26 protein-coding genes and 2 pseudogenes are annotated in these 25,798 nt (G+C 46.2%); 17 read left to right on the top strand and 11 right to left on the bottom strand.

Going from position 1 to position 25,798, the window contains the following annotated elements; genetic code table 11:
• The first annotated feature begins 145 nt into the window (after positions 1 to 145).
• Positions 146 to 1,771: a molybdopterin-dependent oxidoreductase gene (locus DESPCE1_RS0107645; protein ID WP_028305495.1), complete on the top strand. Its 1,626-nt coding sequence runs from the start codon at positions 146 to 148 to the stop codon at positions 1,769 to 1,771.
• 17 nt (positions 1,772 to 1,788) lie between these two features.
• Positions 1,789 to 2,385, top strand: coding sequence for a hypothetical protein (locus DESPCE1_RS0107650; protein ID WP_028305496.1), 597 nt, complete (start codon positions 1,789 to 1,791; stop codon positions 2,383 to 2,385).
• 265 nt (positions 2,386 to 2,650) lie between these two features.
• Here the strand turns inward: DESPCE1_RS0107650 and DESPCE1_RS0107655 are convergent, their stop codons facing one another.
• Entirely contained in the window at positions 2,651 to 3,379 is a 729-nt protein-coding gene (locus tag DESPCE1_RS0107655) for a UPF0280 family protein (RefSeq protein ID WP_028305497.1), read from the bottom strand.
• 6 nt (positions 3,380 to 3,385) lie between these two features.
• A complete protein-coding gene (locus DESPCE1_RS0107660) occupies positions 3,386 to 3,595 on the bottom strand; it encodes a hypothetical protein (protein WP_019850061.1) in 210 nt (69 codons plus the stop codon).
• A gap of 363 nt (positions 3,596 to 3,958) precedes the next feature.
• On the opposite strand from DESPCE1_RS0107660, the gene DESPCE1_RS0107665 reads away from it, so the two are divergent.
• The 7 genes from DESPCE1_RS0107665 (at position 3,959) to DESPCE1_RS21820 (ending at position 10,026) form a co-directional block, all read left to right on the top strand.
• Positions 3,959 to 6,196: a molybdopterin-dependent oxidoreductase gene (locus DESPCE1_RS0107665; RefSeq protein ID WP_019850062.1), complete on the top strand. Its 2,238-nt coding sequence runs from the start codon at positions 3,959 to 3,961 to the stop codon at positions 6,194 to 6,196.
• 2 nt (positions 6,197 to 6,198) lie between these two features.
• The gene (locus DESPCE1_RS0107670; protein WP_019850063.1) at positions 6,199 to 6,537 is read left to right on the top strand and encodes a 4Fe-4S dicluster domain-containing protein; all 339 of its coding nucleotides are present in this window, start codon (positions 6,199 to 6,201) and stop codon (positions 6,535 to 6,537) included.
• A gap of 83 nt (positions 6,538 to 6,620) precedes the next feature.
• Complete coding sequence (locus tag DESPCE1_RS0107675) at positions 6,621 to 7,010, top strand: SpoVA/SpoVAEb family sporulation membrane protein (RefSeq protein ID WP_242835376.1); 390 nt, start codon at positions 6,621 to 6,623, stop codon at positions 7,008 to 7,010.
• Positions 7,011 to 7,023: 13 nt separating this feature from the next.
• The gene (locus DESPCE1_RS0107680) at positions 7,024 to 7,389 is read left to right on the top strand and encodes a SpoVA/SpoVAEb family sporulation membrane protein (protein ID WP_019850065.1); all 366 of its coding nucleotides are present in this window, start codon (positions 7,024 to 7,026) and stop codon (positions 7,387 to 7,389) included.
• 44 nt (positions 7,390 to 7,433) lie between these two features.
• Complete coding sequence (locus DESPCE1_RS23230) at positions 7,434 to 7,577, top strand: hypothetical protein (protein WP_019850066.1); 144 nt, start codon at positions 7,434 to 7,436, stop codon at positions 7,575 to 7,577.
• 171 nt (positions 7,578 to 7,748) lie between these two features.
• Positions 7,749 to 9,458: a sigma-54-dependent Fis family transcriptional regulator gene (locus DESPCE1_RS22075; protein WP_019850067.1), complete on the top strand. Its 1,710-nt coding sequence runs from the start codon at positions 7,749 to 7,751 to the stop codon at positions 9,456 to 9,458.
• Positions 9,459 to 9,624: 166 nt separating this feature from the next.
• Positions 9,625 to 10,026 carry a sigma 54-interacting transcriptional regulator gene (locus tag DESPCE1_RS21820; RefSeq protein ID WP_084813859.1) on the top strand — a complete coding sequence of 134 codons (402 nt, stop codon included), beginning with the start codon at positions 9,625 to 9,627 and terminating at the stop codon, positions 10,024 to 10,026.
• 161 nt (positions 10,027 to 10,187) lie between these two features.
• Here DESPCE1_RS21820 and DESPCE1_RS23690 read toward each other — a convergent pair.
• From DESPCE1_RS23690 to DESPCE1_RS0107730, 8 genes and pseudogenes are all read right to left on the bottom strand, one after another.
• Positions 10,188 to 10,378 (bottom strand): annotated as a pseudogene (locus tag DESPCE1_RS23690) (pyridoxal phosphate-dependent aminotransferase); the annotation flags it as partial.
• Between the two features lie 56 nt (positions 10,379 to 10,434).
• Positions 10,435 to 11,145: a DUF421 domain-containing protein gene (locus tag DESPCE1_RS0107700; RefSeq protein ID WP_019850069.1), complete on the bottom strand. Its 711-nt coding sequence runs from the start codon at positions 11,143 to 11,145 to the stop codon at positions 10,435 to 10,437.
• A gap of 244 nt (positions 11,146 to 11,389) precedes the next feature.
• Complete coding sequence (locus DESPCE1_RS0107705; RefSeq protein ID WP_019850070.1) at positions 11,390 to 12,223, bottom strand: DmsC/YnfH family molybdoenzyme membrane anchor subunit; 834 nt, start codon at positions 12,221 to 12,223, stop codon at positions 11,390 to 11,392.
• Between the two features lie 2 nt (positions 12,224 to 12,225).
• Positions 12,226 to 12,801, bottom strand: coding sequence for a 4Fe-4S dicluster domain-containing protein (locus DESPCE1_RS0107710; protein ID WP_028305499.1), 576 nt, complete (start codon positions 12,799 to 12,801; stop codon positions 12,226 to 12,228).
• Between the two features lie 19 nt (positions 12,802 to 12,820).
• Positions 12,821 to 15,397 carry a molybdopterin-dependent oxidoreductase gene (locus tag DESPCE1_RS0107715; RefSeq protein WP_019850072.1) on the bottom strand — a complete coding sequence of 859 codons (2,577 nt, stop codon included), beginning with the start codon at positions 15,395 to 15,397 and terminating at the stop codon, positions 12,821 to 12,823.
• 51 nt (positions 15,398 to 15,448) lie between these two features.
• Entirely contained in the window at positions 15,449 to 16,282 is an 834-nt protein-coding gene (locus DESPCE1_RS0107720) for a DmsC/YnfH family molybdoenzyme membrane anchor subunit (protein WP_014793484.1), read from the bottom strand.
• Between the two features lie 2 nt (positions 16,283 to 16,284).
• Entirely contained in the window at positions 16,285 to 16,860 is a 576-nt protein-coding gene (locus DESPCE1_RS0107725) for a DMSO/selenate family reductase complex B subunit (RefSeq protein ID WP_028305500.1), read from the bottom strand.
• Positions 16,861 to 16,879: 19 nt separating this feature from the next.
• The gene (locus DESPCE1_RS0107730) at positions 16,880 to 19,453 is read right to left on the bottom strand and encodes a molybdopterin-dependent oxidoreductase (protein ID WP_014793486.1); all 2,574 of its coding nucleotides are present in this window, start codon (positions 19,451 to 19,453) and stop codon (positions 16,880 to 16,882) included.
• 299 nt (positions 19,454 to 19,752) lie between these two features.
• Between DESPCE1_RS0107730 and DESPCE1_RS0107735 the strand changes: the two genes are divergently transcribed.
• Complete coding sequence (locus tag DESPCE1_RS0107735) at positions 19,753 to 20,424, top strand: DNA alkylation repair protein (RefSeq protein ID WP_014793487.1); 672 nt, start codon at positions 19,753 to 19,755, stop codon at positions 20,422 to 20,424.
• Positions 20,425 to 20,444: 20 nt separating this feature from the next.
• On the opposite strand, the gene DESPCE1_RS0107740 is transcribed toward DESPCE1_RS0107735, so the two are convergent.
• On the bottom strand, positions 20,445 to 22,688 hold the full coding sequence (locus tag DESPCE1_RS0107740) for a 3'-5' exonuclease (RefSeq protein WP_019850073.1): 2,244 nt from the start codon (positions 22,686 to 22,688) through the stop codon (positions 20,445 to 20,447).
• A gap of 259 nt (positions 22,689 to 22,947) precedes the next feature.
• On the opposite strand from DESPCE1_RS0107740, the gene DESPCE1_RS0107745 reads away from it, so the two are divergent.
• The 7 genes and pseudogenes from DESPCE1_RS0107745 to DESPCE1_RS0107775 all read left to right on the top strand — a co-directional run bounded on the left by DESPCE1_RS0107745 (position 22,948) and on the right by DESPCE1_RS0107775 (position 25,795).
• Positions 22,948 to 23,328: a DUF134 domain-containing protein gene (locus DESPCE1_RS0107745; protein WP_014793489.1), complete on the top strand. Its 381-nt coding sequence runs from the start codon at positions 22,948 to 22,950 to the stop codon at positions 23,326 to 23,328.
• Between the two features lie 14 nt (positions 23,329 to 23,342).
• Positions 23,343 to 23,450, top strand: a pseudogene (locus DESPCE1_RS22435) (dinitrogenase iron-molybdenum cofactor biosynthesis protein); the annotation flags it as partial.
• A 37-nt stretch (positions 23,451 to 23,487) separates the two neighbouring features.
• On the top strand, positions 23,488 to 23,634 hold the full coding sequence (locus tag DESPCE1_RS22975; protein WP_019850075.1) for a hypothetical protein: 147 nt from the start codon (positions 23,488 to 23,490) through the stop codon (positions 23,632 to 23,634).
• 19 nt (positions 23,635 to 23,653) lie between these two features.
• Positions 23,654 to 24,502 carry an Mrp/NBP35 family ATP-binding protein gene (locus DESPCE1_RS0107760; protein WP_019850076.1) on the top strand — a complete coding sequence of 283 codons (849 nt, stop codon included), beginning with the start codon at positions 23,654 to 23,656 and terminating at the stop codon, positions 24,500 to 24,502.
• Positions 24,495 to 24,854: a NifB/NifX family molybdenum-iron cluster-binding protein gene (locus tag DESPCE1_RS0107765; protein WP_014793491.1), complete on the top strand. Its 360-nt coding sequence runs from the start codon at positions 24,495 to 24,497 to the stop codon at positions 24,852 to 24,854. Before DESPCE1_RS0107760 ends, DESPCE1_RS0107765 begins: the two co-directional genes overlap by 8 nt.
• A gap of 216 nt (positions 24,855 to 25,070) precedes the next feature.
• Entirely contained in the window at positions 25,071 to 25,397 is a 327-nt protein-coding gene (locus DESPCE1_RS0107770) for a hypothetical protein (RefSeq protein ID WP_014793492.1), read from the top strand.
• Positions 25,398 to 25,420: 23 nt separating this feature from the next.
• Entirely contained in the window at positions 25,421 to 25,795 is a 375-nt protein-coding gene (locus DESPCE1_RS0107775; RefSeq protein WP_014793493.1) for a NusG domain II-containing protein, read from the top strand.
• The last annotated feature ends 3 nt before the right edge of the window (positions 25,796 to 25,798 follow it).

Consider the following 25,798-nt stretch of genomic DNA (forward strand, 5'->3'; position numbering starts at 1 on the left):
CACCTCAAATATCCAATATCTTTGCAAATAAACAATCAAGGAGGGATTTTATGGCCTAGCAAATATGGAAAAAAGATATGAATCACAAGACAAGCCCTGACCATTAACCTCCCCATCGCGGGAAGATAAGTAAAGGAGGATTATCATGTCTGTAGATTTTGTTCCGAACAAATATATTGATGAAAAGGGTGTTCAATGGACGTATTCGCGATGTTTCTTCTGCCATATGAACTGTGGCATCATGATTGGCGTCGACACTAAGGCTGATAGAATAGTTGAGATAAAAGGGAATCCGAAAGAAGGAACCGTACTCTGTGACAGAATGGGTAAGCACGGTGAAAAAGCCATTCAGATGCATTATCATCCCAAACGGATCAATTATGTCTTGAAACGTGCCGGCAAACGCGGCGAAGACAAATGGGTGCAAATCCCGTACCAACAAGCCATGGATGAAATCGCCGAGAAACTCCAAACCCTGATAGACAAGCACGGTCCTGAAACTCTCGTCTCTTCCGAAGGAACCTACCGTTCCGACCATCTCTGGGCCAGAAGCCGCTTCACGAATATTTTAGGCAATCCCGGCAACGTAGTCGATCCCGGGACCATCTGCTGGTGCTGGAACTATACCATCAACATGGCCATGACCGGCTGGCCTATTGAGGCCATCTCACCTGTCGGTATCGATACCGCTGACACCTTTGTTATTTGGGGCCTCAGCGCTTCCGAAAAATACGGTCCGCAGTCACCCATGTGGCGCAGCTATCTTGCCGCCCTCAACCGGGAAGGCAAGAAACCGAAGCTTATTACCATCGACCCGGTCTGTACCACCCAAGCTCTCATGGCCGACCACTGGCTGGCCCTCCGGCCCAGCACTGACCATGCTTTAGCCCTGGCCTGGCTCCATCAAATCGTGAAAAACAAATGGTATGATGCCGATTTCCTACAAAAATGGACCAACGCTGTTTTCCTCTTGACGAAAGACGGCAAAAAAATGATTAGGGCCAGCGAAGTCGCAGACAGTGGTGAATTAGAAGACTTCGTGGTCTGGAACAACAAGACTGGTGCAACCGCATTGTGGTGTTCTGACGAAAACCGCTATTACGACGGAGATAACGTCGAGGCTTCCCTGTCCGGCGAATACAATGTTACCTTCAAAGATGGCAAAACTGCCGCTTGTATCACCGCCTTCGACGCTATCGTCGAAATGCTCCATGAGTATACTCCCGATTGGGCTGCCGAAATTACCGGTCTTCGGGCTTCCCAAATTGAAGCCACCGCTGAAGTCTACGCTACCAACGGGACAGCTTTCATCACCTGGGGTCTCGGCGGCGGCGACCAGCACGGTCCTAATGCTTCCGCACTGTGTATCACTAAGACCATGCTGCGTCTATTCATGAACTACATCGACATCCCCGGTGGAGAATACATCGGTGAGCCCGGACCTATCCCTGGTCCCGACGGCGTCAAGCACTTCCCCTTGCGCGACTCGGAATTGGAATTATCCGAGCTCGTCACACCAGAAACCCGCAAGAAATTCATTGGTTGGGATCAGTTCCGCATCATGAGTTGGCAAGGTTTCGAACCTATCGATAAATGCTACCGCAAGATCTTCGGCGTACCACGGCCGATGCTGCACCAGATGCTGTGTTCACCCACCCTTATGTGGGATGCCATCATCGACAAAAAACCGTACCCGGTGACAGCCATGATCTGCTGGAGCTCCAATCCTTTGGCCTGGTGCGCTAATACCAACGGGTTTACGAGGCTCTGAAAGCCCTTGAACTACTGGTGGTAGTCGAGTACTGGAAGACTCCGACGGCAGCTCTGGCCGACTATATAATCCCAGGGGCTGACAGCCTGGAGCGTCCTTGCTACACCACTGCCGAAGACTCCAATGACTTTACGGTTTGCGGTGACCGTGGCAGCAAGCCACTGGGTGACCGCGTCATGGACTACGACTTCTTCCGTGATCTCGGAATCCGGATGGGTCAAGAAAAATACTGGCCTTGGGAAACCTATGAGGAACTCATTGAACACCGTATTTCCCGTGGCACCGGCCTCAGCTACACCGAAATGGTGGAGCAAGGTACATTTTTTCCTGTTGAAACCCGCCTCTGGAAATACATGGAGGAAATGCCCAACGGCCAAATCCGCGGTTTCGTGACCCCGTCGCGGAAAGCGGAGGTTTTCCCCTCTATCATTCAGGATCTTGGCTACCCAGCTCTGCCTTACTACAAAGAACTGCCTGAAACTCCATTATCCAACCCTGAACTGGCCAAGAAATATCCACTGCGCCTAACCACAAGCGGTCGCTGTGCCGGCTGCATGAAATGTTTGGGTCTTTGCCCATGCCGGGCCATCGATATCGTGAAAACCCGGCCTTAAAGCAAATACATGTTGAGTTTGGCTAAACGAAGAATGAAGGAAGTTTTTAAAATAAATCATTGAGGAGGTATCGTTATGTGTTTTCGTCCACCCACAGCTGGAAAACCGGTTAAATGCCCCAAGTGTGGTTCACTAAATCCTGCCACTGCAAAATAATGTTTAAAGTGCAAGGCGGATCTATCCCAAAAGAAAAGCAACGATTCAGAAAATAAGGGGTAGCTATAAAAAACAAATATCATGCGGCTCTGGCATGTGCAATTTCATTCTAGATTTTTACTAACTTCATATTACCCCAAACTGCGAGAGCGGCACCTTTAATCGCTAAAACCCCGGTGACCCCGGGGATTTTATTAGCGAATTCGATAGCAGGTTGCAGGTCTTCAGGGGTCTGCACTTTATTGGCGGTGGCAGTAGCCACCGCATCTGCCAAAGAAGCCGTCTTGGCCTGAATCACTACAGCATCGGCCTGGCCTAAACTGATACTTGAGCCAATGGTGCCGGAGGATGTGCAAAGACCAAGGGGAGATGAGCTTTCAGGTATTTCAAGACCCAATTGATAAGAGAATTTCGTCCTGCTGGCGAAGATTCCGATCACTCGCTTGCGACTGGTCTGAATATAGAGATCGCCGCTATTTTCGATGATAATCTCCTTGGCGGACTTGTTTAATTCGTCACCTAAAGCCTCAGCTATGGCACCTGCGACAGCTGCCATAGGACCGACATCCGCTGCCCGGGCTGCATCTCCCATACACCTGACGATGGGGGGAACATTGGCGGGAATGTTCAAGGGTTTGAAAGAGGATCTGAAATTATGATGGGCCTTAATGTAGTTTTCAATATCCGACCTTAGCCTCAACAAAGAGTCATGGCTGTTGGATATGAAGCTTTCCGTGCAGATCTCCCGATCGACGCTGATTCTTAAGTGGGTTTCTTTTTCATGGAGTGTAAAGGTCTTAAGATCTGTGGATTTTTTAAAATAGCGATAGGCAATGATAGGCCGTCACTCCTTAGCAATCTTATTTTCTGCTTGCAGTTTCTTTTGTTTTTCTTCAAGAAACTTTTTCATAGCATTCATCCGTAGCACAGTCGTTGTTGTGATTCCATCTAAATGGTCATATTTTTTTGTGTCATCCTTAAGGATTTCTTCATTGGTAGTCACAATGTCCCCTTGTTTAAGTTTCTGATTAATAGTTTGAAATTCATCGGTCACCCTAAACACCCCCACACCTAATTTTAGTTCCTAATATTCTTTTGAAAAAAGTACAACAAAGAACTCGTTGATATAAATATGCAAAATTTATGCCAATCGAATGGCAAGGAATGTATACTCATTCCCGTAAGTGTGCTCCTCGTTTTGAATGTACCGATTTTTGCAAAACGGGACATTGGGAAATATCTGGGACTCTGTTTTTCTTTTTTATAAAAGAAAAACCCTTAATAATGGGGGTTTTAGTGCTCGATTTTGATGGCACAGGATTTGCATATATAAAGTGCATAACCCAGGCCTGGGGTTTGTATCAACTAGAAACATTCAGATTCAAAATGAAAGCGGGGAGAAAGGTAGGTTTATCAGATGGAAGAAAAACACTGGTCATATGCTGAGCACACTAAACCGTTCAAATACCAAGAAGGTGAACTAACGGTAACAAGAGGTAGTGCATGGTCCGGACCCGGTTGCCATCTTGGTTGCGGCGTTTTACTTTACACAGATAAAAGCGGCAAATTAGTCAAAGTAGAGGGAGATCCTGAAAATCCCTACAATGACGGAAGACTTTGTGTTCGATGTCTAAACGTGAATGAAGTGACAAACCATAAAGACCGTTTGCTTTATCCCATGAAGCGGGATCCTAAAGACCGTGGTCAGAATAAATGGGAGCGCATCAGTTGGGAAGAAGCGTACGATCTTATCGTAGAAAAATTCAATAAGATCAAGGAAGAGCATGGTGCAGAATCGGTTATCTTCACCCAAGGAACCGGTCGTGATATTGCTCAATGGATTTCTCGTTTGGCCTGGTCCTTTGATTCTCCAAATTATTGTTACCCACTTTCAGGCGCAGCATGTTATCTGCCTCGTGTAGCAGGTATGGTGGCCACCACAGGGAACTACTGGGTAGCCGATGCTTCTCAGCAATTCATTGATCGTTATGATAACCCAGAGTATAAAGTGCCGGAAACGATGTTTATTTGGGGCAACTATCCCCTCACCTCGAACTCTGATGGATTCTATGGGCACTGGGTCATCGACTTGATGAAACGGGGCATGAAAATCGTTTGCATTGACCCGAAAGTTACTTGGCTTGCTGCACGTGCCGAGGAACATTTACGGGTTCGCCCTGGTACCGATGCTGCTCTTGCCTTGGGTATGTTGAATGTCATTATTAATGAAGAACTTTATGACAAAGACTTTGTGGAAGAGTGGACCTACGGCTTTGATCAATTGAAAGAACGTGTGCAAGACTATCCTGTCGATAAAGTTGCTGAGATCACTTGGGTGCCAGCCGAAAAGATCCGCAATGCTGCTCGCATTCTGGCCAAAAGCAAACCGGCAACCATGCAATGGGGACTTGCTGTGGATATGACCAAAGAGTCACTGCCGGCAAGCCAAGCCATCGCAGCATTATTCTATATTACTGGTAATGCGGACATCCCAGGTGGTGTTATTGTTCCGCCAGAACTATTGCCTTACTCCGGTGGTTTCGGGCGTGAACTTTTAAGCCCGGAGCAAGCAGAAAAACGTATCGGTCTGAAGGATTATCCGTTATTGCAGTATGGCTTTCAAATTGCTCAACCAGATGCTGTTCAGAAAGCTCTGGAAACAGGTGTGCCTTACAAAATTCATGGAGCCTGGTATCAAACCACGAATCCAGTGGCTTGTATTGCCGCTGAACCCAAGAAATGGGAAGAGGCAGTTAAAAAACTGGATTTCGTAGTCTTTGTTGATATCTTTATGACTCCTTCCATTATGGCTGTTGCTGACGTCGTTTTGCCAGCTGCAACCTTCCCAGAGCGCGACGGACTTCGCGTTGGCGATGGTGCCCAACGGGGTGAAGTCATCAATAAAGTTACTCAAATCGGAGAATGCAAATCTGACATGCAAATTAACCTCGAACTGGGTAAGCGCTTTAACCCAGAAGCTTGGCCTTGGGAAGATGTACAAGATATGTTCACCCATATTCTAAAGCCTACAGGCTTCACCTTCCAGGAACTTGCAGAAAAAGCACCTGCTTATATGCCCTTTAATTACAAACGCTATGAAAAAGGGCTTCTCAGGCAGGATGGAGAGCTTGGGTTCAACACCGCTACGGGAAAAATAGAACTCTACTCTACTTTCTACGAAATGGCCGGACTGGATCCTCTCCCTTACTTTGAAGAACCATCTCCTGGACCAGGTGCAACGCCGGAGCTGCTGGAAGAATATCCATTAGTCCTTACTACAGGTGCCCGGATTTGGAGTATGTTCCATTCTGAGCATCGCCAAATCGAGCGTAATCGTGCCTTGAGACCAGATCCTGAGATTGAAGTGAATCCAGAAACCTGTAAAAAGATGGGGATCAAAGACGGTGATTGGGTTTGGGTTGAAAATCAACGGGGGCGTGCGAAAAGAAAGGTTAAAGCTACACCTGTTATGGATCCTCGTATGGTTTCTTGCGACCACGCGTGGTGGCGCCCGGAAGCAAGTCCTGAGAACCTGTACGATGTATACGAACTTAATGTCAACAATCTCGTTCCCTGGATTCCTGGCCGAAGCGGCTTCGGTTCTAACTTTAAAACAATGCTTTGCAAACTGTACAAAGTAAAGGATGGTGAATAAGGATGGCTGCAAATAATGGTATTTTGATTGACTACGACTGGTGTACAGGCTGTCATTCTTGTGAAGTGGCCTGCCAAATGGAACATGGACTTCCTGTAGGTCAATACGGTATCAAACTCGCGGAGCTTGGCCCCTGGGAGTATGCTCAAGATAAATGGCAGTTCAGTTATGTTCCCATGCCTACCGATCAATGCAACCTTTGTGCATCGAGGGTGGAAAAAGGTAAACAACCCTCCTGTGTTCAGCATTGTCAAGCGAAATGCTTGAGCTACGGATCGCTAGAAGAGCTAGCAAAACGTTTGGTTGATCATCCTAAACAGGTTCTCTTCGCATTGAAATAGAGTTTAATTTAGAACGAAAGAAAGGCCGGCGGATTGCCGGGGCAACCGTCGGCCTTCATTTGGTTGTTCTTTAAAGGAGCAAGATGATGATGTTCAAACAAATATTCTCTTCCTTCATCGTAGGCGGACTTTTAGCTGTGCTGACCCAGGGCTATATGAACTTTTCTGCTGGGGTTTTAGGAGCGCAATCACCACTTGTAGTTCCTATGACGCTGTTGCTCATTGGCCTGACTGGCGGGGCATTGTTTATTGGCGGAATATATCAAAAGATAGAAAAAGTTGGTTATTTCGGAGCAATTCTTCCCCTTTGCGGACTGGTTGCAGCAGTTGCCGGTGTTTTCACAGGTACCAAAATGGAGACCGGATCCTCGAGTGCTGCGACTAAGTCAGCGCTTAATCTGGTTTTGTTTGTGTTAGGCCTGGGAACGATCTTGTCTATGTTAATTGGCGCAATCGCCTTTTACACTGTATAGGAGGTCGGTCATTATGATGTACATTAATGCTTTTCTACTGGGCGGAATCCTCTGTGCCTTGTTTCAGATCTTCATGATGTTTACGAAACTCGATCCACCGCGAATTCTTGTTTTAGGTATAGCCTTAGGTGCGCTGCTCACGCCCTATGGCATGATGGATGCACTCGGTAGCTGGGGCGGTGCCGGGTTAGCACTTATGTGTATCGGTGCCGGTAATGCGATTGGCGGTTCATTTATGGCATTTCTCGGCGGTAATCCTATGCCAATCGCGATAATACTTGGCCTTTTAATGATTTTAACTAGTATTGGTATAGTGTCAGGGGCCGTGCGCGTAGCCGTTACGAAAGGCTCCACAAACAAAAATGTTGGTGCAAAATAAACCAATTAAACTGATCATATATTCATTTTAGGGGGTAATTTATTATGTGTTTTCGTCCACCTACAGCCGGAAAACCGGTTAAATGTCCTGAATGTGGTGCGGTAAACCCTGCCACAGCTAAAACTTGCTTAAAGTGTAAGGCGGATCTAACCAAAAAGGAAAGCAACGAGTCAGCAAATAAAGAATAGATATAAAATAAATAAACGGGTCGCTAATCTTTGGTGGCCCGTTAAGCATAAAACTTTTTATTCGTGAAATTAACAGGGTGGTAACCTTTTGATATTAGGTGTACAATATTTTATAACCCAATAATTAAAGTTGGGAGTGCACTGAAAGCTTATTGGAGGTGTTTGAGAAAGATGGTGCTTTCATTAAATGATGATCAAGGCGTTCTCACCACACCTAGGGTAGACATGGATAGCTTAAAAGCTATTAGCCTTTTTAAAGACTCATTTGTCAAAAAAGATCAGAACACGACTTTAGCTGGTTTACTAGAGCCAGAGGTAGCCAATTCCTGGCAACGATGTAAAAAGATGGAAATAGATCCGTACATGGAGAAGCTTACTTATATGTGCAGATCAATGGAATTGAATGCATTATTGCGCGATAAGAGAAAGTTTATTGACTTGACAAAAATTTATTTCAACGCACTTCTACCTTTGCTAAACATACCGACCACACTGACGATCTTCGACGAAAACGGAACATTGCTTGACTTGACGGACCAGCCACGGCTCCTGAGGTTAAATCCTCATAGTGGTTCAATATGGAGAGAAGAAACTGTCGGAACCTCTTCCACATCTCTTTGCTTGGAATACGGAAAAACAGTGCTGTTAGCGGGATCTCGGCATTATTGTAAAGCCTTGGAGCATCAGTTGGCAACCACTTCACCGGTTTGTGATGCTCAAGGGAATAAACTTGGAGCTATCACTACGATAAATCATATCAACGATGCTACCCTCGACGATGATACTCTTCATAGGATTTTACTTTGGACGAATACTCTTCGTTATACGGTTGAAAGTCAATTGGAGCTTTTAAAGCGCAGCCATTCAGTAGGTAGTGGAAATACACTACATCATAGCCGTTTCGAAGAAGATCGTACTCTGGATCGCAGCTTTGCCGGCATTAAAGGCGAAAGCCCGCAGATCCAAACTACAGTGCGGACGGCTGCCCGCTTTGCCCGAACTGATAACGGAATTTTAATTACCGGAGAGAGCGGCACAGGTAAGGAAATGTTTGCGCAAGCCGTTCATCAGGCCAGCGGCAGAAGAGGCTCCTTTGTGGCAATTAACTGTGCAGCCCTTCCCAGCAACCTCATCGCCAGTGAATTATTCGGATATGTTGGCGGAGCTTTCACCGGTGCCGAAAACAAAGGACGTGTAGGTAAAATTGAACTTGCTCACGAAGGAACCTTATTCTTAGATGAAATCGGTGATATGCCATTAGAAATACAGCCCACTTTTTTACGTGTCCTAGAGGATAAAAAGGTCATGCGCCTGGGCAGCAACAAAGACGTTCATGTCGATTTCCGCTTGGTTGCTGCGACTAACTGTGATCTTTTTAAATTAGTTCAAGAGAAGAAATTCCGGGCAGACTTATATTACCGGCTGGAAATTCTTCAGCTGGCACTTCCGCCTCTTCGGGAACGGGGACAGGATATTGTATTGATGGCTAACTACTTTCTTGAAGATAACTGCAGGAAAGCGGGACGTCCGCCCTTTATGCTGAGTAGAGAAGTAGAGGCGTTTATTCTTAATTACCCTTGGCCGGGAAATATTCGGCAGTTGAAAAATGCTATGGTATACGCAGCAAATATCTGCGAGGACCAGGTGATTAAAATGCAAGACCTGCCTGCCAGCCTCTATAGAAATATCAAGGTGCAGAACCCTAATGAACCATCGGATAAATTCCCACAAATGACCTCAATCCAAGAAACAGAGGAAGAAATGATTAGAAAGGCCTTGACTTTAACCGGAAATAATGTGCGTACTGCCGCAAAATTAGTGGGCTTAAGCAAAACGACTGTTTACCGAAAGATCAAGGAGTACAATATTGAGATAAGTTAACTAAATTTCAGATGAAGATCAAAACTCCATCTGAAGCAAGTTTCCTTTATAGGCTGCTAAGTATGAAACCATATTTTGCTGCTTTTTGGTTTGCCATGGTTCTCTGAGTTACAAATTATAAATTAAATATGCAAGAGCTAAGAGAAATTAGTCATTTTAAAGATCTATTTTTACAACACCAACAAGAACTGCTTTCACCGGTGCAGAAAGCAAAGGCCGCCAGGTGAAGATCGAGTTGGCGATGAATGGGACCTTGTTTCTGGATGAAATCGGTGATATGCCGCTGGAAATACAGCCCACTTTTTTGCGTGTTTTAGAGGATAAGAAAGTAATGCGTCTAGGGAGCAACAAGGATGTCCAAGTGGATTTTCGCTTGATTGCCGCGACGAATTGTGATCTGCACCAATTGGTCCAGGAAAAGAAATTCTGTGCTGATTTATATTATCGGCTTGGAATTTTGGAATTAGCTTTACCCCCCTTCGTGAGCGAGGCAGAGACATTTTACTACTCGCCAATCATATTATTAAGGGGTTTTGTGAAGAAACAGGATGCCCACCGATCAAATTAAACAAGCAGGTGGAGGCGTTTTTGCTCAATTATGACTGGCCAGGGAATCTTAGACAATTAAAAAATACAATATAGATAAATAGAGCATTAAAGCGCGAAAAGCCACGATCAGGTAAGACCAAATCATGGCTTGTTTGGTTAGGTATGAACTTAGAGTATTGCTTATTTTATTCGTTTGCTCACGAAACGTTCCATCCGAGTTAAGGCTTCTTGAATCTGCTCCGTGGAATAAGCGTAGAAACAGCGGATGTGTCCTTCGCCTGAGGGACCAAAGACTGTATGGGGACCACGGTTACTTTTTCTTCCCGAAGGAGTTTTTCGGCAAATTCCTCTGAGGTCATTCCTGTAGCCTTGGGGATTTTTTGTGGTACAGGGTGAAGTAGGGCATCTCCACGCGGTTTACGCGATACTACAAAGTGAAGTCATCATTGAAGTCTTTTGCCTGCAATATTTTTGATACGAAGAATCGGCCTTCCATAGTGCAATCCGCGTAAAACACCTCACTGAAATCATGGATACCGGCCTGATCCAATTGTGAAGCGAGCCAGGATCGGTCACGCTTAAGTTGTTGAAGATTGCTGTCCTGGACCTGTCCATCAATAATCAGGGGAAGAGATAGGCCTTTGGCATTAGTCTTCAGCTTCATGTCTGAAGGAGTCAAGGGCAGAAACTGAGGCTTTTTAAGAACACTGATACTGCCGCTGCCCTCTACAATAGCGTATTCAACCTCATTTAAGTCGAATATATCCTTTTCCCTCAATGCCATCAGTACATTTTCTATGGGGTATTTCAGCCTTTTCATGTTGGACTTGACAAACTGGCCATTCTGGATAATGACTGTGGGACCGAAGGTGATTTTACGCGCAATTTTTTTGTTGTTGATCAAGAGAGAGCTTACCAGATATTGCAGGGCCACGATGAGTACCACTGCAAACAAGACGGGGAGATGAGGAATATTGGGCTCCGCAATGTCAGCGCCGATAACGCTGGCAATCACGATGACCGATATAAAGTCATAGATAGGAAGCTCGGCGATCTTGCGTCTACCGGTTTTCAAAATCAAAAACAGGAACAATGCCATAACGGATATAATTCGGAGCGTGATGATTAAGTAAAGCAAACTTATTCACTCCTTCGTTTTTATACTCATTACAGTATTATGAACCCAAAGGCCGGTAGATCATGCAGACCGCAGGAATCTTGAGAAGGAGAATAGACTTCCTATTAATTTTGAACAGGTGGATTTCCAATTAACATCCAACAGGAAAGTTTGGGCTGGTCGGTGAGGTGAGAATAATAGGTGCCTGGAGGCTCTAAGGGGGAAGGGGCAACCACCCCATCCCCCTTAGATTTTGACCTAATGATCAGGTTATGCCGATAGTCGTTGTCACAATCGCTGCGTAAAAGACATACCGCCCGATCAGTTCGCCAAAAACCAGGCAGGCACAGGCCAGATAAACATTTCCGGCTTTAAAGCTGCTGCCGGACTCTTGCTTGGCCGGCCAAAAGAGGAGCACCGCTCCACCCAGGATTAACAGCCATTTGAGGGCGATGACCATAGTCATGCCGCTTAAGATGGCTGCGCTGGTTTGGGCAGCCATGCCCGCCTTACCTAAGCTTAAAGCGTGAGGAACGGCAAAAGCTGCTTGGAAGATCACAGCGGCTAAGACAATGGCTCCATAGATTTTCTTATCCACATTGTGCAATTCCTTTAGACTGGTGGCGATAAAGAGGAGAGCACCGATGGCAAGGGTCGTGGTATAGAAATCAATGAAGGTATTGGCTCCTTGCCAAACGGGAACCGTGGTGGAGGAATAGAGTTTACCCATGGAAAATACTGCGACCAGACCGACAAGACTGCCTCCCCAGCGCAGGAGCAGATCCAGGCTGGCATTGCCAGGCTTAAAGTGCTGCACCAGGGCATAGAGGACGGCGATGCCTGCGAAGAAGCCGCATAAAAGGGCTTCATTGCTTAACCAGGAGGTGCCAAGATGAGAGAGGGAATTCAAGAAAGCCATGGGTCTGCCCAGGTGCAGCAGGGAGGCAAGAATGCCGACGATGCTCAACCCGGCGGCAGCATAGGAAGCCGTTTTGAACGTCTTTTCTTTGTAAAGCTGCTTGCTGATCGTGATAAAGAACATGATCCCAATCGCGGCTTGCATGCAAAAGGAAAAGATCAATAAACTGGTTTCTCCCATAGTTAAATCTCCTTTTCTCTGAAATCGTTTTGCTTGGCGATGGTTTTGGCTTGAATCAGAAGAGCTGGCTTGGTGACCGCAGAAGCAGGCAGGAAGGGTAATTCCTTGACGCTATCCCCATGTTTGGCTCTGAGATCCTCTAATTCTCCCCATCCTAAGGCGCGCATGGGGCAGGCATCCACGCAGACAGGGTTTTCACCTGTTTCGATGAGATCCTTGCACATGTTGCATTTGCTGATTTGTCCCAGTTCGGGGATGAATTGGGGGACCCCGTAAGGACAGTTCCAGGTACAGTAGCGGCAGCCAATGCACTTGGCTTTATCGTGATCCACAATGCCGTTTTCCAGCTTGTGCAGGGCTTGGGTGGGACAGCCCTCGACACATTTGGGGTTTTCGCAGTGATTGCAGGTACTGGAATAGTGAAAAATCCCTGGCTGCGGATAGGAACCTGTTTCAAACGCTTTGACCTGACGGAAGATCGTTCCCACTTTCAGATCGTTTTTATCTTTGCAGGAAACCTGACAGGTGCGGCAGCCGATGCAAGAGGTCATATCAAAATAAAATCCGTATTGACTCATCATCCTTCACGCTCCTTTCTCAAAAAATAATCCGTTGAGGCTTTTCCACATCGGGGATCAGGGAGGCGCCGGTGTACTTCTCCATGTTGCAGATACAGCTGTTCCAGCCGGAGACCCCTTGACCGGTGGAGACAGGGCCGCAGAGAATATTGTCCGCTCCTCCGGTATCGATACCGGTTTTTTCATCCATATCGACCCAGGAACCATGGGGCAGGCCAATGACGCCGGGCATAAAGCGATCGGTAATGCAGGCGGTGCGCAGGGTTTTGCCGTGCTGGCTGGTCAAGAGGACCGTATCCCCATCGGCGAGCCCTTTTTCTTTGGCATCCTGGGTACTGATGTAGACTGGATTGGGCCAGGTTTCTCTGAGCCACTGCACATTATCGAAGACGGTGTGAGAACGGCGGAGGTAGTGGGGATTAATCACCTGGTAAGGATAGTCGCCTTTGGCTTTAGTTTGCCAATCTTTAAAGGTTGCTTCATACCCTTCCACAGGGGGAATATGGGTGGGGATGGGCTTGATTTTACTATAACCCAGGTTATTGATGGTATCTCCCAGCACTTGAGAGTAGATTTCCATCTTGCCGCTGGCCGAGTTGGGACGGGGTTTGCCTACCGGGTCATCTCTGAATTCTTTAAAGGCAATAAAGCCATAGTTATCTCCCGGTTTTCTTTCAATTTGGAAAATACCCTTTTCTTGGAACTCTTTTAAACCAATCCGCCCTTCTTGAGGCTTACCTTGAACACCCCATTCGGCAATGTCGGCCTCCATGAGGGTGACCATGGGGATTTTGCTTTTCCCGTCTTCATGGGTGGTGGTTGCACCGGCAATTTGATTGAAAAACTGTTGTTTGGCATCAATGGGAAAAGCCTGGGCCGGATCGATCCCTAAGCGTTTGGCCAGTTCTCTGGCAATCCATTCGTCACTTTGGCATTCATACATGGGTTCAGTGATTTGGGAATACATGATCACCATTTCACGATTACCGGTCAAAAAGCCGCCGATTTTTTCCCATTCCGTGGTGACGGGGAGGACAAAATCGGAATACTTGGCATTGGTGGTCAGAAATTGACCATGGCTGACGACAAAATCCACTTTGCGGTGAGCTTCAATCCCTTTGGTCATGCCGTCTCTGGATTGCAAGGCCGCACCGCTGTCGTGATAAATCAGGCGGATATCGATATCTCGTGTTTCCCCTTTATAATACTTCTGATCACCTGTCCAGTTATATTTGCCGTCAACAATCGCCCGCCACATTTCCGTATCATTAAAGCTGTCGTCAACTGGATTTTTAATGGAAGGCAATTTGTTGGAGCCGGGTTTTACCAGCATATCACCCCCGTTACTGGAGCGGCTGTGACAGCTGATTCCGCACATATGGCCGGATTTCCCCATATGTCCGGTCATGGCTCCGATCGTCATAAAGAGCTGGGGCAGATTATCCGTATTTTGGGTTCTGGCAGAGGCCCAGCCGGTTAAAATGGCCACCTTTTTATTCTTGTTCATAGCCCGGGCCAGATAGCGGATTCTGTCCGGGGCGACGCCGCTGATTTCGGCAGCCCATTCCGCATTTTTGGGGACACCGTCATAGGTGCCGAGAACATAATCTTTAAAGTTGTCCTGGGGATTGGTGCCTTCCGGCATACTCTCAGCATCAAAACCGAGGGTATTCTTTTTCAGGAATTCCCAGTCAATTAAAGGATTGTGGATCGGATCGTCTTCTTCCAGTAAAGTATAGGCAACTCCCAGGAGCAGTGCTGTATCCGTAACGGGCCGGCAGGGAATCCAATCCGCCTCCAGTAAGCCATAGGTATCGTTATAATAAGGATCAACCGCAATAAACTCGGCCCCGGCCTTTTTCACCTGAAGGAAATTATAGGCGGGATTGCCGGCTGAACTCCAGGCCGGATTGAGGCCAAACATGATCACTGTTTCACAGTTGCGCATATCCAACCTGTCATTGATCCCTGAATTGGACTCCGGGCTGTAGCCGATAACATCGGGAGTATAAGTCCAGTTACCCCGGGATGTGGTTCCCCAATGGGACACATAGCCTCCGTATAAGGCCAAAACCTTGGAGACGGGGCCGCCATCAGCAAAAAGTGATCGGTTATCTTTTTCCGTTTTGATTCTTTTTATTTCTCCGGCAATGGCATCCAGGGCTTCATCCCAGGATACCCGCACCCATTCGTCCTGGCCCCGGAGCTCTTTCTTGCCCCCGCCCGGTTCCCAGTTCTTCCTCTTCATCGGATACTTCAGACGGTCAGCGCCAAAAACCTGCTGTCGTTGAGCCCGTCCCCGCACACAGGCCCGTTGTTGAGGATAGTCCGGGCTGTCCGGGTGGGTGTCGTCGGTTTTTTGCCGGATAACCACACCATCAACAACATAGGCCTTGTTAAGACATCGCCCGCCGCAGTTATGCCAGCAGGCGGCGGTGATCCATTGTCCTTCTTTGCCGGCGGCTTGATCGGCTGTGGCCTGGGTTAAGCTGCTTCCGCAGCCGGTAAGAGATAAGCCGGCTGTGGCGGCGGCACTCGCTAAGATGAAGGAGCGCCGACTTAATTTAGCTCCGGTGATTCTGTCAATGAAATCCATACTGTTAAGCCTCCCTTAAATCTACAAAATAGTGAAAGATTATCATAACAATCAGGTTATGCCGATAGTCGTTGTCACAATCGCTGCGTAAAAGACATACCGTCCGATCAGTTCGCCAAAAACCAAGAGCGCACAGGCCAGATAAGCATTGCCGGATTTGAAGCTGCTGACGGTTTCTTGTTTGGCAGGCCAGAGGAGAAGTGCGGTTCCACCCAGGATAAGCAGCCATTTGAGGGCGATGACCATAGTCATGCCGCTTAAGATCGCTGCACTGGCTTGGGCGGCCATGCCCGTCTTGCCTAAGCTTAAAGCGTGAGGAATGGCAGAGACAGCTTGAAAGATCACAGCGGCTAAGACAATGGCTCCGTAGATTTTCTTATCCACATTGTGCAATTCCTTGAGACTGGTGGCGATAAAGAGGAGGGCACCTATGGCTAGGGTAGTGGTATAGAAATCAATGAAGGTATTGGCCCCTTGCCAGACCGGAACCGTAGTGGAGGAATAGAGTTTACCCATGGAAAAGACGGCAATCAGACCGACAAGACTGCCCGCCCAGCGCATGAGCAGATCCAGGCTGGCGTTGCCAGGCTTAAAGTGCTGCACCAGGGCATAGAGGACGGCGATGCCTGCGAAGAAGCCGCATAAAAGGGCTTCATTACTTAACCAGGAAGTGCCAAGATGAGAGAGTGAGTTTAAGAAAGCCATGGGCCTGCCCAGGTGCAGCAAGGAGGCAAGAATGCCGATAACGCTTAACCCTGCGGCAGCATAGGAAGCTGTTTTGAACGTCTTTTCTTTGTAAAGCTGCTTACTGATCGTGATAAAGAATACTATCCCAATCGCAGCTTGCATGCAAAAGGAAAAGATCAATAAACTGATTTCTCCCATAGTTAAATCTCCTTTTCTCTGAAACCTTTTTGCTTAGCGATGTTTTTCGCTTTAATCAGGAGAGCAGGCTTGGTAACCGAAGAAACAGGCAAGAGAGGTAATTCGCTGACGCTATCCCCATGTTTTGCTTTAAGGTCCTCTAATTCTCCCCATTCTAAGGCACGCATGGGGCAGGCATCCACACAGACGGGGTTTTCTCCCTTTTCGATTAAATCCTTGCACATATTGCATTTGCTGATTTGCCCCAGCTCTTCAATGAATTGGGGGACCCCGTAAGGGCAGCTCCAGGTACAGTAGCGACAGCCAATGCACTTGGTTTTATCGTGATCCACAATGCCATTTTCTAACTTATGTAAGGCTTGGGTGGGACAGCCCTCGACACATTTGGGGCTTTCGCAATGATTGCAGGTACTGGAATAGTGGAAAATCCCTGGCTGCGGATAGGAACCTGTTTCGAAAGCTTTTACCCGGCGGAAGATCGTTCCCACTTTCAAATCATTTTTATCTTTGCAGGAAACCTGGCAGGTGCGGCATCCTATACAAGAGGTCATATCAAAATAAAATCCATATTGACTCATCATCCTTCACGCTCCTTTCTCAAAAAATAATCCGTTGAGGCTTTTCCACATCGGGGATCAGGGAGGCGCCGGTGTACTTCTCCATGTTGCAGATACAGCTGTTCCAGCCGGAGACCCCTTGGCCGGTGGAGACGGGGCCGCAAAGAATGTTGTCTGCTCCTCCGGTATCGATACCGGTTTTTTCATCCATATCGACCCAGGAACCATGGGGCAGACCAATGACTCCAGGCATAAAGCGATCGGTAATGCAGGCGGTACGCAGGGTTTTGCCGTGTTGACTGGTCAATAAGACCGTATCTCCATCGGCGAGTCCTTTTTCTTTGGCATCCTGGGTACTGATGTAGACCGGATTGGGCCAGGTTTCTCTGAGCCACTGCACATTATCGAAGACCGTGTGAGAACGGCGGAGGTAGTGGGGATTGATCACCTGGTAAGGATAGTCCCCCTTGATTTTACTTTTCCAATCTTTAAAGGTTGCTTCATAGCCTTCCACAGGGGGAATGTGGGTGGGGATGGGCTTGATTTGACTATAACCCATATCATTGATGGTATCGGCTAAAACTTGAGAGTAGATCTCGAATTTACCGCTGGCGGAAGGACGGGGATTAGCCGCGGGGGCCTCGCAGAAATCCTTAAAGGCGATGTAGCTGTAGTTGTCGCCCGGTTTTCTCTCGATCTGGTAGAGTCCTCTTTCCTGGAATTCTTTGAGAGGGATCTGGCCTTGCTGTGGTTTGCCTTGGACACCCCACTGGGCAATATCCCCTTCCGTAATGGTGACAAGAGGGGCTGCTGTTTTACCGTCGGGCAGGATAACGGTACTGCCGGCGATTTGATTGAAGAACTGCTGCTTGGCATCGATGGGAAAGGCTTTGGAGACATCTACATCCAGGCGTTTGCCCAGCTCTCTGGCAATCCATTCATCACTTTGACATTCGTACAGCGATTCGGTGATTTGGGAATACATGATCAATATTTCACGATTACCGGTCAAGAAACCGCCGATTTTTTCCCATTCAGTGGTTACAGGGAGAACAAAATCGGAATACTTGGCGTTTGTGGTTAGAAATTGACCGTGACTTACGACCAAATCCACCTTGCGATGGGCTTCGATGCCCTTGGTCATGCCATCCGCAGATTGGAGCCGGGCATTATTATCATGATAGATGAGGCGGATGTCGATATCTCTCATTTCACCCTTCAGGAACTTTTTATTGCCTGTGAAATTGTATTTGCCATCCACGATGGCCCGCCACATTTCGGTATGGTTGATACTGTCTTTGACGGGATTGTTTACAGTAGGTAAACCATTTTTACCAGCAGATACTAAGGCATCACCACCATTAGCAGCACCGCTGTGGCAGCTCACCCCACACATATGTCCTGATTTTCCCATATGACCTGTCATTGCCCCGAGAATCATAGCCATTTGCGGTAAGTTATCGGCATTTTGCGTTCTTCCGGCGGACCAGGCATAGAGGAGGGCTACTTTTTTATTTTTATTCATGGCCCGGGCCAGATAACGGATTCTGTCCGGGGCTACTCCACTGATCTCGGAAGCCCACTCAGCATTTTTGGGAACACCGTCATAGGTTCCAAGAACATAGTCTTTGAAGTTGTCTTTAGGATCGGTGCCTTCGGGCATGGTGTCGGCCTCAAAGCCTATGGTATATTTTTTGAGGAAATCCCAGTCAATTAAGGGGTTTTTGATGGGGTCATCTTCGACGATTAAAGTATGGGCCACCCCAAGCATTAGAGCTGTATCCGTAGCCGGCCTGGTGGGAATCCAATCGGCTTCCAGCAGAGCGTAGGAATCATTATAAAAGGGATCAATGGCTATAAAATCAGCTCCGGCTTTTTTAACTTGAAGGAAATGATACACTGGATTTCCGGCGGAGCTCCAGGCGGGATTCATGTTGAACATAATTACAGTGTCGCAATTGCGCATATCCAGTCTGTCATTGATGCTATCATTGCTGGAGCCGCTAAAACCGACGGGTTCCGGGGTATAAGTCCATGAACCCAGTGATGTTGTCCCCCAATTGGCTACATAGCCGCCATAGAGGGCCAAAACTTTGGCAGCAGGGCCGCCATCGGCGAAGAAAGCACGATTGCCTTGTTCGGTTTTGATGCGTTTAATTTCACCGGCGATGGAGTCCAAGGCTTCTTCCCAAGTGATTCTGACCCATTCATCCCGGCCGCGGAGCTCTTTCTTGCCGCCGCCCGGTTCCCAATTTTTTCTTCGCATCGGATACTTTAAGCGATCGGCACCAAAGACTTGCTGACGTTGGGAGCGCCCCCGCACACAAGCCCGTTGTTGGGGGTAGTCCGGACTGTCCGGGTGGGTATCGTCGGTTTTTTGCCGGATGACCACACCGTCTACCACATAGGCTTTGTTAAGACATCGGCCACCGCAATTATGCCAGCAGGCTGCTGTGATCCATTTTCCTTCCGGGCTTGCAGCTTGATCGGCTGTGGCCTGGGTTAGGCTGCTTCCACAGCCAGTAAGGGATAAGCCTGCTGTGGCTGCTGCGCTGGCTAAAATGAAGGAGCGTCGACTTACCTTGGCATTCGTAATTTGGTCAATGAAATCCATACTCTTGAGCCTCCTTAAACTATAAAATAGTGAAATGAAGTGCAAGCCGAACTATAGATGACCTCCTTTCTCTTATGCAGTGTTCTAGATGTGGTATTGTGAAAAGTTTGACTAGTTAAATTATAGCAGTAAAATATTAATAGTTTATTATTAATCATTAACATAGTATTAAATCCGTAATTTAAGACAGGTGAAATAAAAGGACAAGGAGTATGCATTAGATTACCAGTCCTAGGTTAACATTCTATGGAATAGTTTAAGCTCACGCAGTAAAAGGTAAATTCAGGAGCGTGATAAAAATGATCAAAAATGAGATACTGGCAATGCTTCGTGATTTAGGTAATGAAAAACGAAAACAGATGGTTATTAAGAACGGTGCCGGTGAAAATACTTACGGCGTTTTACTGGGAGAACTGCGGAAACTGGCCAACCAATTAGGGACAAACCATGAGTTGGCATTGGAACTTTGGCAGAGTGGAAACACGGATGCACAATGGCTTGCCTGTATGCTGTTTGACGCAAAGAAACTGACGTCGGATGAAATACAGAGCATGGTTTCTCAATTAACTTATGCTGATATGATCGATAAATTTATCGGCGCAGTGGTCCGCAATCACAAGGATGCAGATAGTCTTGCGGAAGAATGGTCAGCTTCGGGTAAGGATAATTTAGGACGGGCAGGCTGGGACCTGATTGTTTATAAAGTATCCAGTGGTAAATTAACGAATGATGCACTGGAAGAGCTTCTTACAAGGATTGAAGCCCAATTGCAAACGGCGACCCCAGGAAAACAATGGGCGATGAACCATGCTCTGTGTGAAATAGGGATAGGCTATCCTCAGTTTACGGAGCGGTGTATTGCTCTTGGTGAAACCTTGGGCGTATACCGGGATTTGAAAGTGGCGAAAGGCTGTACCTCTGCTTACGCTCCGAACTGGATTGCGGCGGGTGTAAAGAAAAGAAAAAAATGATATGAGTATTGGCAATGGCATTAGAGTAAGGGACTGATATCCCTGGTGTAGAACAGGTTGAGCCGATGAAGGGCTCGCGTACAGGCAATATAGAGAAGATTTTTGTCGTCTTCGCTGTAATAATGTTCTTGATCGGCATCACAGATGAGTACGGCGTCAAACTCAAGGCCTTTCGATAAATAGACAGGGATAGTGAATACTCCGTTTAACTCCATCTGAACATCATCTTTTATCACCTGAATAGGGATCTGATCCTTCAGCCGCTGATACAGGGAACCGGCGTCTTGTTCAGTTTTACAGATTAACCCGATGGATTGATAACCCTTTTCCCGGCAAGTGTTAATCTCATGGATCATCAGCTGATCAAGAGCCGCTTGATTGGGGGCTGTAAAGACTGCCGGCTCATCTCCTTCTCTGCTGAAACTATTGAGTTTAAAGCCTGGGTCGAGAAATTTAGTGCTGTACGTCAATATTTCCTTGGTGCAACGAAAGCTTTTATCCAAAGTCACAAGGGCTGAATTTTGCTTGCTGAATAGTTTGCTTGCCTGGTCATAGAGGGATAAATCTTCCTGTTTTCCTACGGTTTGTTTTATATCTCCTAAAATAGTATAGCGGGATTTGGGGAAGAGAGCATGGAGTATTTCAAAATGAAGGGGATAGTAATCCTGAGCTTCGTCGATGACCACCTGTTTTATATCTTTATAATCGGTATAGCCCTTTGTTTTTAAGTGGAGAAAGGCTAAGGCCAAGGCATCATCATAGGGTAAATAGTCCTTTTTAAGATTGTCACAGGTGAAATCGATAATCTCCTCTATGCAATTGGGCAGTTGGATACCTCTTGCCAAACGATAAAAGTAGTTTTTATCACTGAAGAGCTTTTGGTAAAGTTCGGTACAGTCGAACTCGGTAAATTTCCGTATTTGATGAAGCAAAGCGGTGCTTTCAAGAATGGATAACCTGCGGGCTGCTTCTTCTACAGCAAAATCCTGTCCAGTTTGTTCGCTGATAAAGGTTTTTAGCTTTTCAAGACGATTTTTTCGCTGTTGGTGGACTGATTTTAAAATGGATTTCTCCAATTGCTTTAAGGAAGAGCTCAAGGGAGCTTGTTTATAGTCTTTGAGCAGTTTAGCTTTCAATAATTGCCGGCTGGCCATGGTCTTCCCGTCATAAAAAATATCACTGAACTGAATCCTGCGATGAGGCAAGTCATCAATAAAACGTTTTAATATCTCTATAAACTGGCTTGAACCTTTAAATGCCATGCTTTTTTTCAAGAGCGTTCCGTCTTGGATGCCGCCGGGAGAGAGCAGAGCTTCCAAAAATTGATTCCTGGTTTGGATAGCTTCACACTGTAAAACCTTGCGAAGTATTTCATCAAATACCAGAGAATGGACATTACTCTCTCCCAGTTCGGGCAAGACATTGGCGATGTACTTTTCAAAGAGGATATGGGGAGAGATAATGACGATATCGTTACTGGATAACTTAGCCGCGAGACCCTGATACATCAGATAGGCTACGCGATGGAGTGCAACAGAGGTTTTTCCACTTCCTGCAGCTCCCTGAACCATCAGCAAATCCATTTCCATATCGCGGATAATCATATCCTGGTCTCTCTGGATGGTCTCGACGATGGTTTTCATTTTGGAAGAAGCATTTTGGGAAAGAAGCTTGCGCAAGAATTCATCAATGATCTGAATATCCGCGTCGAAGAAATAGTCCAGTTTTCCCTTATTGATTTCATATTGACGTTTTAAATTGACCTCTCCGGTTATTCTTCCGCCGGGAGATTCATAGAACACTTTCCCTGTGCCAAAACGGTAAAATACACTGGATAGGGGAGATCTCCAGTCATAAACATAGATTTCATGGGTCTCATCATCTTGGAGGGAAGACCGTCCGATATAAATAGTCTCAAATGAGTCCTCGTCATCGAACTTGAAATCAATCCGCGCAAAGTAGGGTGAATTAATCAATCTCTCTAAGGCCAGGATATTGTTGGCATCCCGCTCATATTCTGAGACTTTTTCCGATACGGGATTGGCGTATTGGCTTAACTCCACAAGCTCATGAAAATTATCCATGGACCAAAGGCCGGATATAGAATGAGAGGTATCTTCCCACATCTCTTGCTTAGCAGAAAGAATGGCCGCTTTATTATCTTCGCTCCTTAATCGGGCAGAAGATAAGTGTTTTTTGGCAATGGATAGGGTTTGTTCCAGACGCCGGTATTCAAAACCCAGTTCCGCCTGATTATGCTCCAAAGTCCAACCCCCCAGTCAATGCTGACGATTATTACTCACCTATATTACACACATTAAAGGAAAATTATAAGAATATTATTTCAAAAATTTTGATGGTATAATTAAATTAGGAGGATAAACGCCGCCCACCGGAAGATGGAGCGGCGTTTTTTATTGATTCCAGAAAAAGTTTCCTCAAATATTATTGACATATGTCATTAACGAGATATAATAAAAATGTAATTGACATATGTCATTAAACCAAAGGGAGTTGAACTGAATGCCAAGGCCCATGAAATGGAGAAAAGTATGCTGTCTGCCTGAAAGTAATCGATTCGGTCCTCTTGACTTCAATGCGGAGGACAAGAATCATGTGAGAATGACTGTTGATGAATATGAGACCATAAGACTTATTGACCTGGAGGGGTTTACCCAGGAAGAGTGTGCGAAAAAGATGAATATCGCCCGCACTACGGTTCAAGGTATTTATATTGAAGCGAGAAAGAAGCTGGCTGAATCCTTGGTGAACGGTAAAGTGCTGTTAATTGAAGGAGGGGAATACCGGCTTTGCGACGGTTTGGGAAATGGTTGCGGCCAGGGCTGCCATAAGCGCAGACGCAGAATGGGTTGCTCAGGTGAAGAGGAACAAGGAGACAATTGAAAGGAGGATTCTTGATGAAGATAGCGATACCTGTAGATGAAAAGAACCTGGAAACCAATGTATGTGTATCCTTTGGACGGGCTCCCTATTTTCTTATTTATGATACGGAAACGAAAGAAAGTGCATGAGGAGCATTGCCAAAGGGAGGGACTGCCCTTTGTGGGGAAAATACCTTTTGATTCCGATGCGGTAAAAGCGATTAATAGGGGACAAAGCATCGTAGATAGTTACTGTGTATCAGGATCAGCAGTAAAAGAGATTCATGGCAAGGTTATAAATTTGCCGTTTGAAGAAATACCAATCTAACGATAAAGGAGACAAAATTATGAGCGAACAATGCACTGAAAGCTGTAGCAGTTGTGCCGAGGACTGTGCAGAACGAAAAGAAGGCAAACCTGACTTCTCCGCAAAGCTCCATGAGAAGAGCAGCGTCAAAAAGGTCATCGGTATTGTCAGCGGCAAAGGAGGGGTCGGCAAATCCCTGGTTACCTCCCTCCTTGCGGTTACTATGAGGAGAAGGGGCTATCAGGCGGCTATTCTTGATGCAGACATTACAGGGCCTTCGATCCCGAAAGCCTTTGGCATCAAGGAAAAAGCCAGGGGCGGTGAATCCGGCCTGCTCCCTGCTAAAAGCAGGACAGGCATAGATATCATGTCGATCAATTTGCTTTTGGAAAAGGATACGGATCCTGTCATCTGGAGAGGGCCGGTTATCGCCGGGGTAGTGAAGCAGTTCTGGACGGATGTTATCTGGAAGGATGTAGACTTTATGTTCATCGACATGCCGCCTGGAACCGGTGATGTTCCTCTCACTGTGTTTCAATCCATACCGGTGGATGGGATTATCGTCGTAACCTCTCCTCAGGAGCTTGTATCCATGATTGTGACCAAAGCAGTTAAGATGGCAGAGGTGATGACTATTCCCGTCCTTGGTCTGGTTGAAAATATGTCCTATTTTAAATGTCCTGACAACGGCAAGGAGTATCAGATATTTGGAGACAGCCATATTGAAGAGATCGCTGCCGAGCATAATTTAAAAGTTCTGGCCAAATTACCTATTGAACCGAAAATAGCCGCTGCCTGCGATCAGGGGACCATAGAGCTGTTTGAGGGAAATTGGTTTGATCCGGCAGCGGAAGTCTTAGAAAAAATGGAGGGAAAGAAAAATGCTTAAAATTGCGGTAGCTAGTGAAGAGGAAAGAGTGGCGGAGCACTTTGGCCACTGCGTAAACTTCAATATTTTTGAAGCTGAAAAGAGTCAGATTGTTAAGAGAGCGTGCATACCCAACCCTGGGCATAAGCCTGGTTTTCTTCCCAACTTCCTCAATGAGATGGGTGTCAATGTGATTATCTCAGGTGGTATGGGTGGCGGTGCCATTGAAATCTTTAATGAGAAGGGTATTGACGTCATCACTGGAGCAGCCGGTAATGCCAAAGATGCTGCAAATGAGTACCTTAAGGGAACCCTTAAATCCACCGGTTCCGTTTGCCATGAACATCAGCATCATGGCGAATGCGGAGAGTAAATTCAGATATAGGCAAAGGTGTTCCTATTAGTAACTGAATAATATATCTTGATTGAAGTAAGTTGAGTACACTCACTTACTTCTTCTTTTTGGTAAGTTATGAGCCAATAGGGACTAATCCTCTTCATAAGTTATTCATAGCTCATTCACTGAGTCATCAAATTTGCTTGTTATAATGCACATAGTTTGTGAACAACATTTTTAAAGGAGAAAAGCATGGACAAAATCAGAGAATTGGTAGTCAAAACTAAAGAATTAAGAGATGAATTATACTCCATTACTTATGGGGAATGCAAAGAGTTCTATGAAGACGAAATGGTCTTTAATACTGAAATGAAAGAGATCAGATTGGATTTGAATTATGCCTATGACAAATTAGAGGCTATGGTTCACTACATAGATGGTGAATATAGCTGTCTGGGCTGCGGCAAATGGTTCTCACCTCCCAGGGGCACGGACAGCGATGAGGACCATATGTGCTCAGAGTGTCAGGAGAAATTCAGTGAAACAATTGAATTGGATTTACAGGATGTACTTCAATAGGTATAAGTGTGAAGGGATTAAAGATGAAGAAATTTGAGAAGCTGTTCATGATCGGCATACTGATTGTAAGCAGTATTTTGGTGGGAACGATGACCCTGGCAAAATCCGATAAAGCCAATGCCAATATTGTCATTGTCATTGAAAATGAGGTCAAGGAAAGGATTCCCCTTGTGGTCAAAGAGGAAACTCAAACCCATGAATTTAAGTTTAGGGATCAAACCGGTTATCTTGAAGTGAAAAACGGTAAAGTAAGAATGCTTGAGATGCCTAAGGAGATTTGCCCCGAAGGGATTTGCTCTAAAACAGGCTGGATTGATAGTTCAACTCAGGCCATTGTTTGTTTACCCAATAAAATTATCGTCACCATACAGGGATTAGAAAATGATACAAGGGAATAGGGG

The sequence above is a fragment of the Desulfitobacterium sp. PCE1 genome (genome assembly GCF_000384015.1).
In the GTDB taxonomy this organism is placed as follows: domain Bacteria; phylum Bacillota; class Desulfitobacteriia; order Desulfitobacteriales; family Desulfitobacteriaceae; genus Desulfitobacterium; species Desulfitobacterium dehalogenans.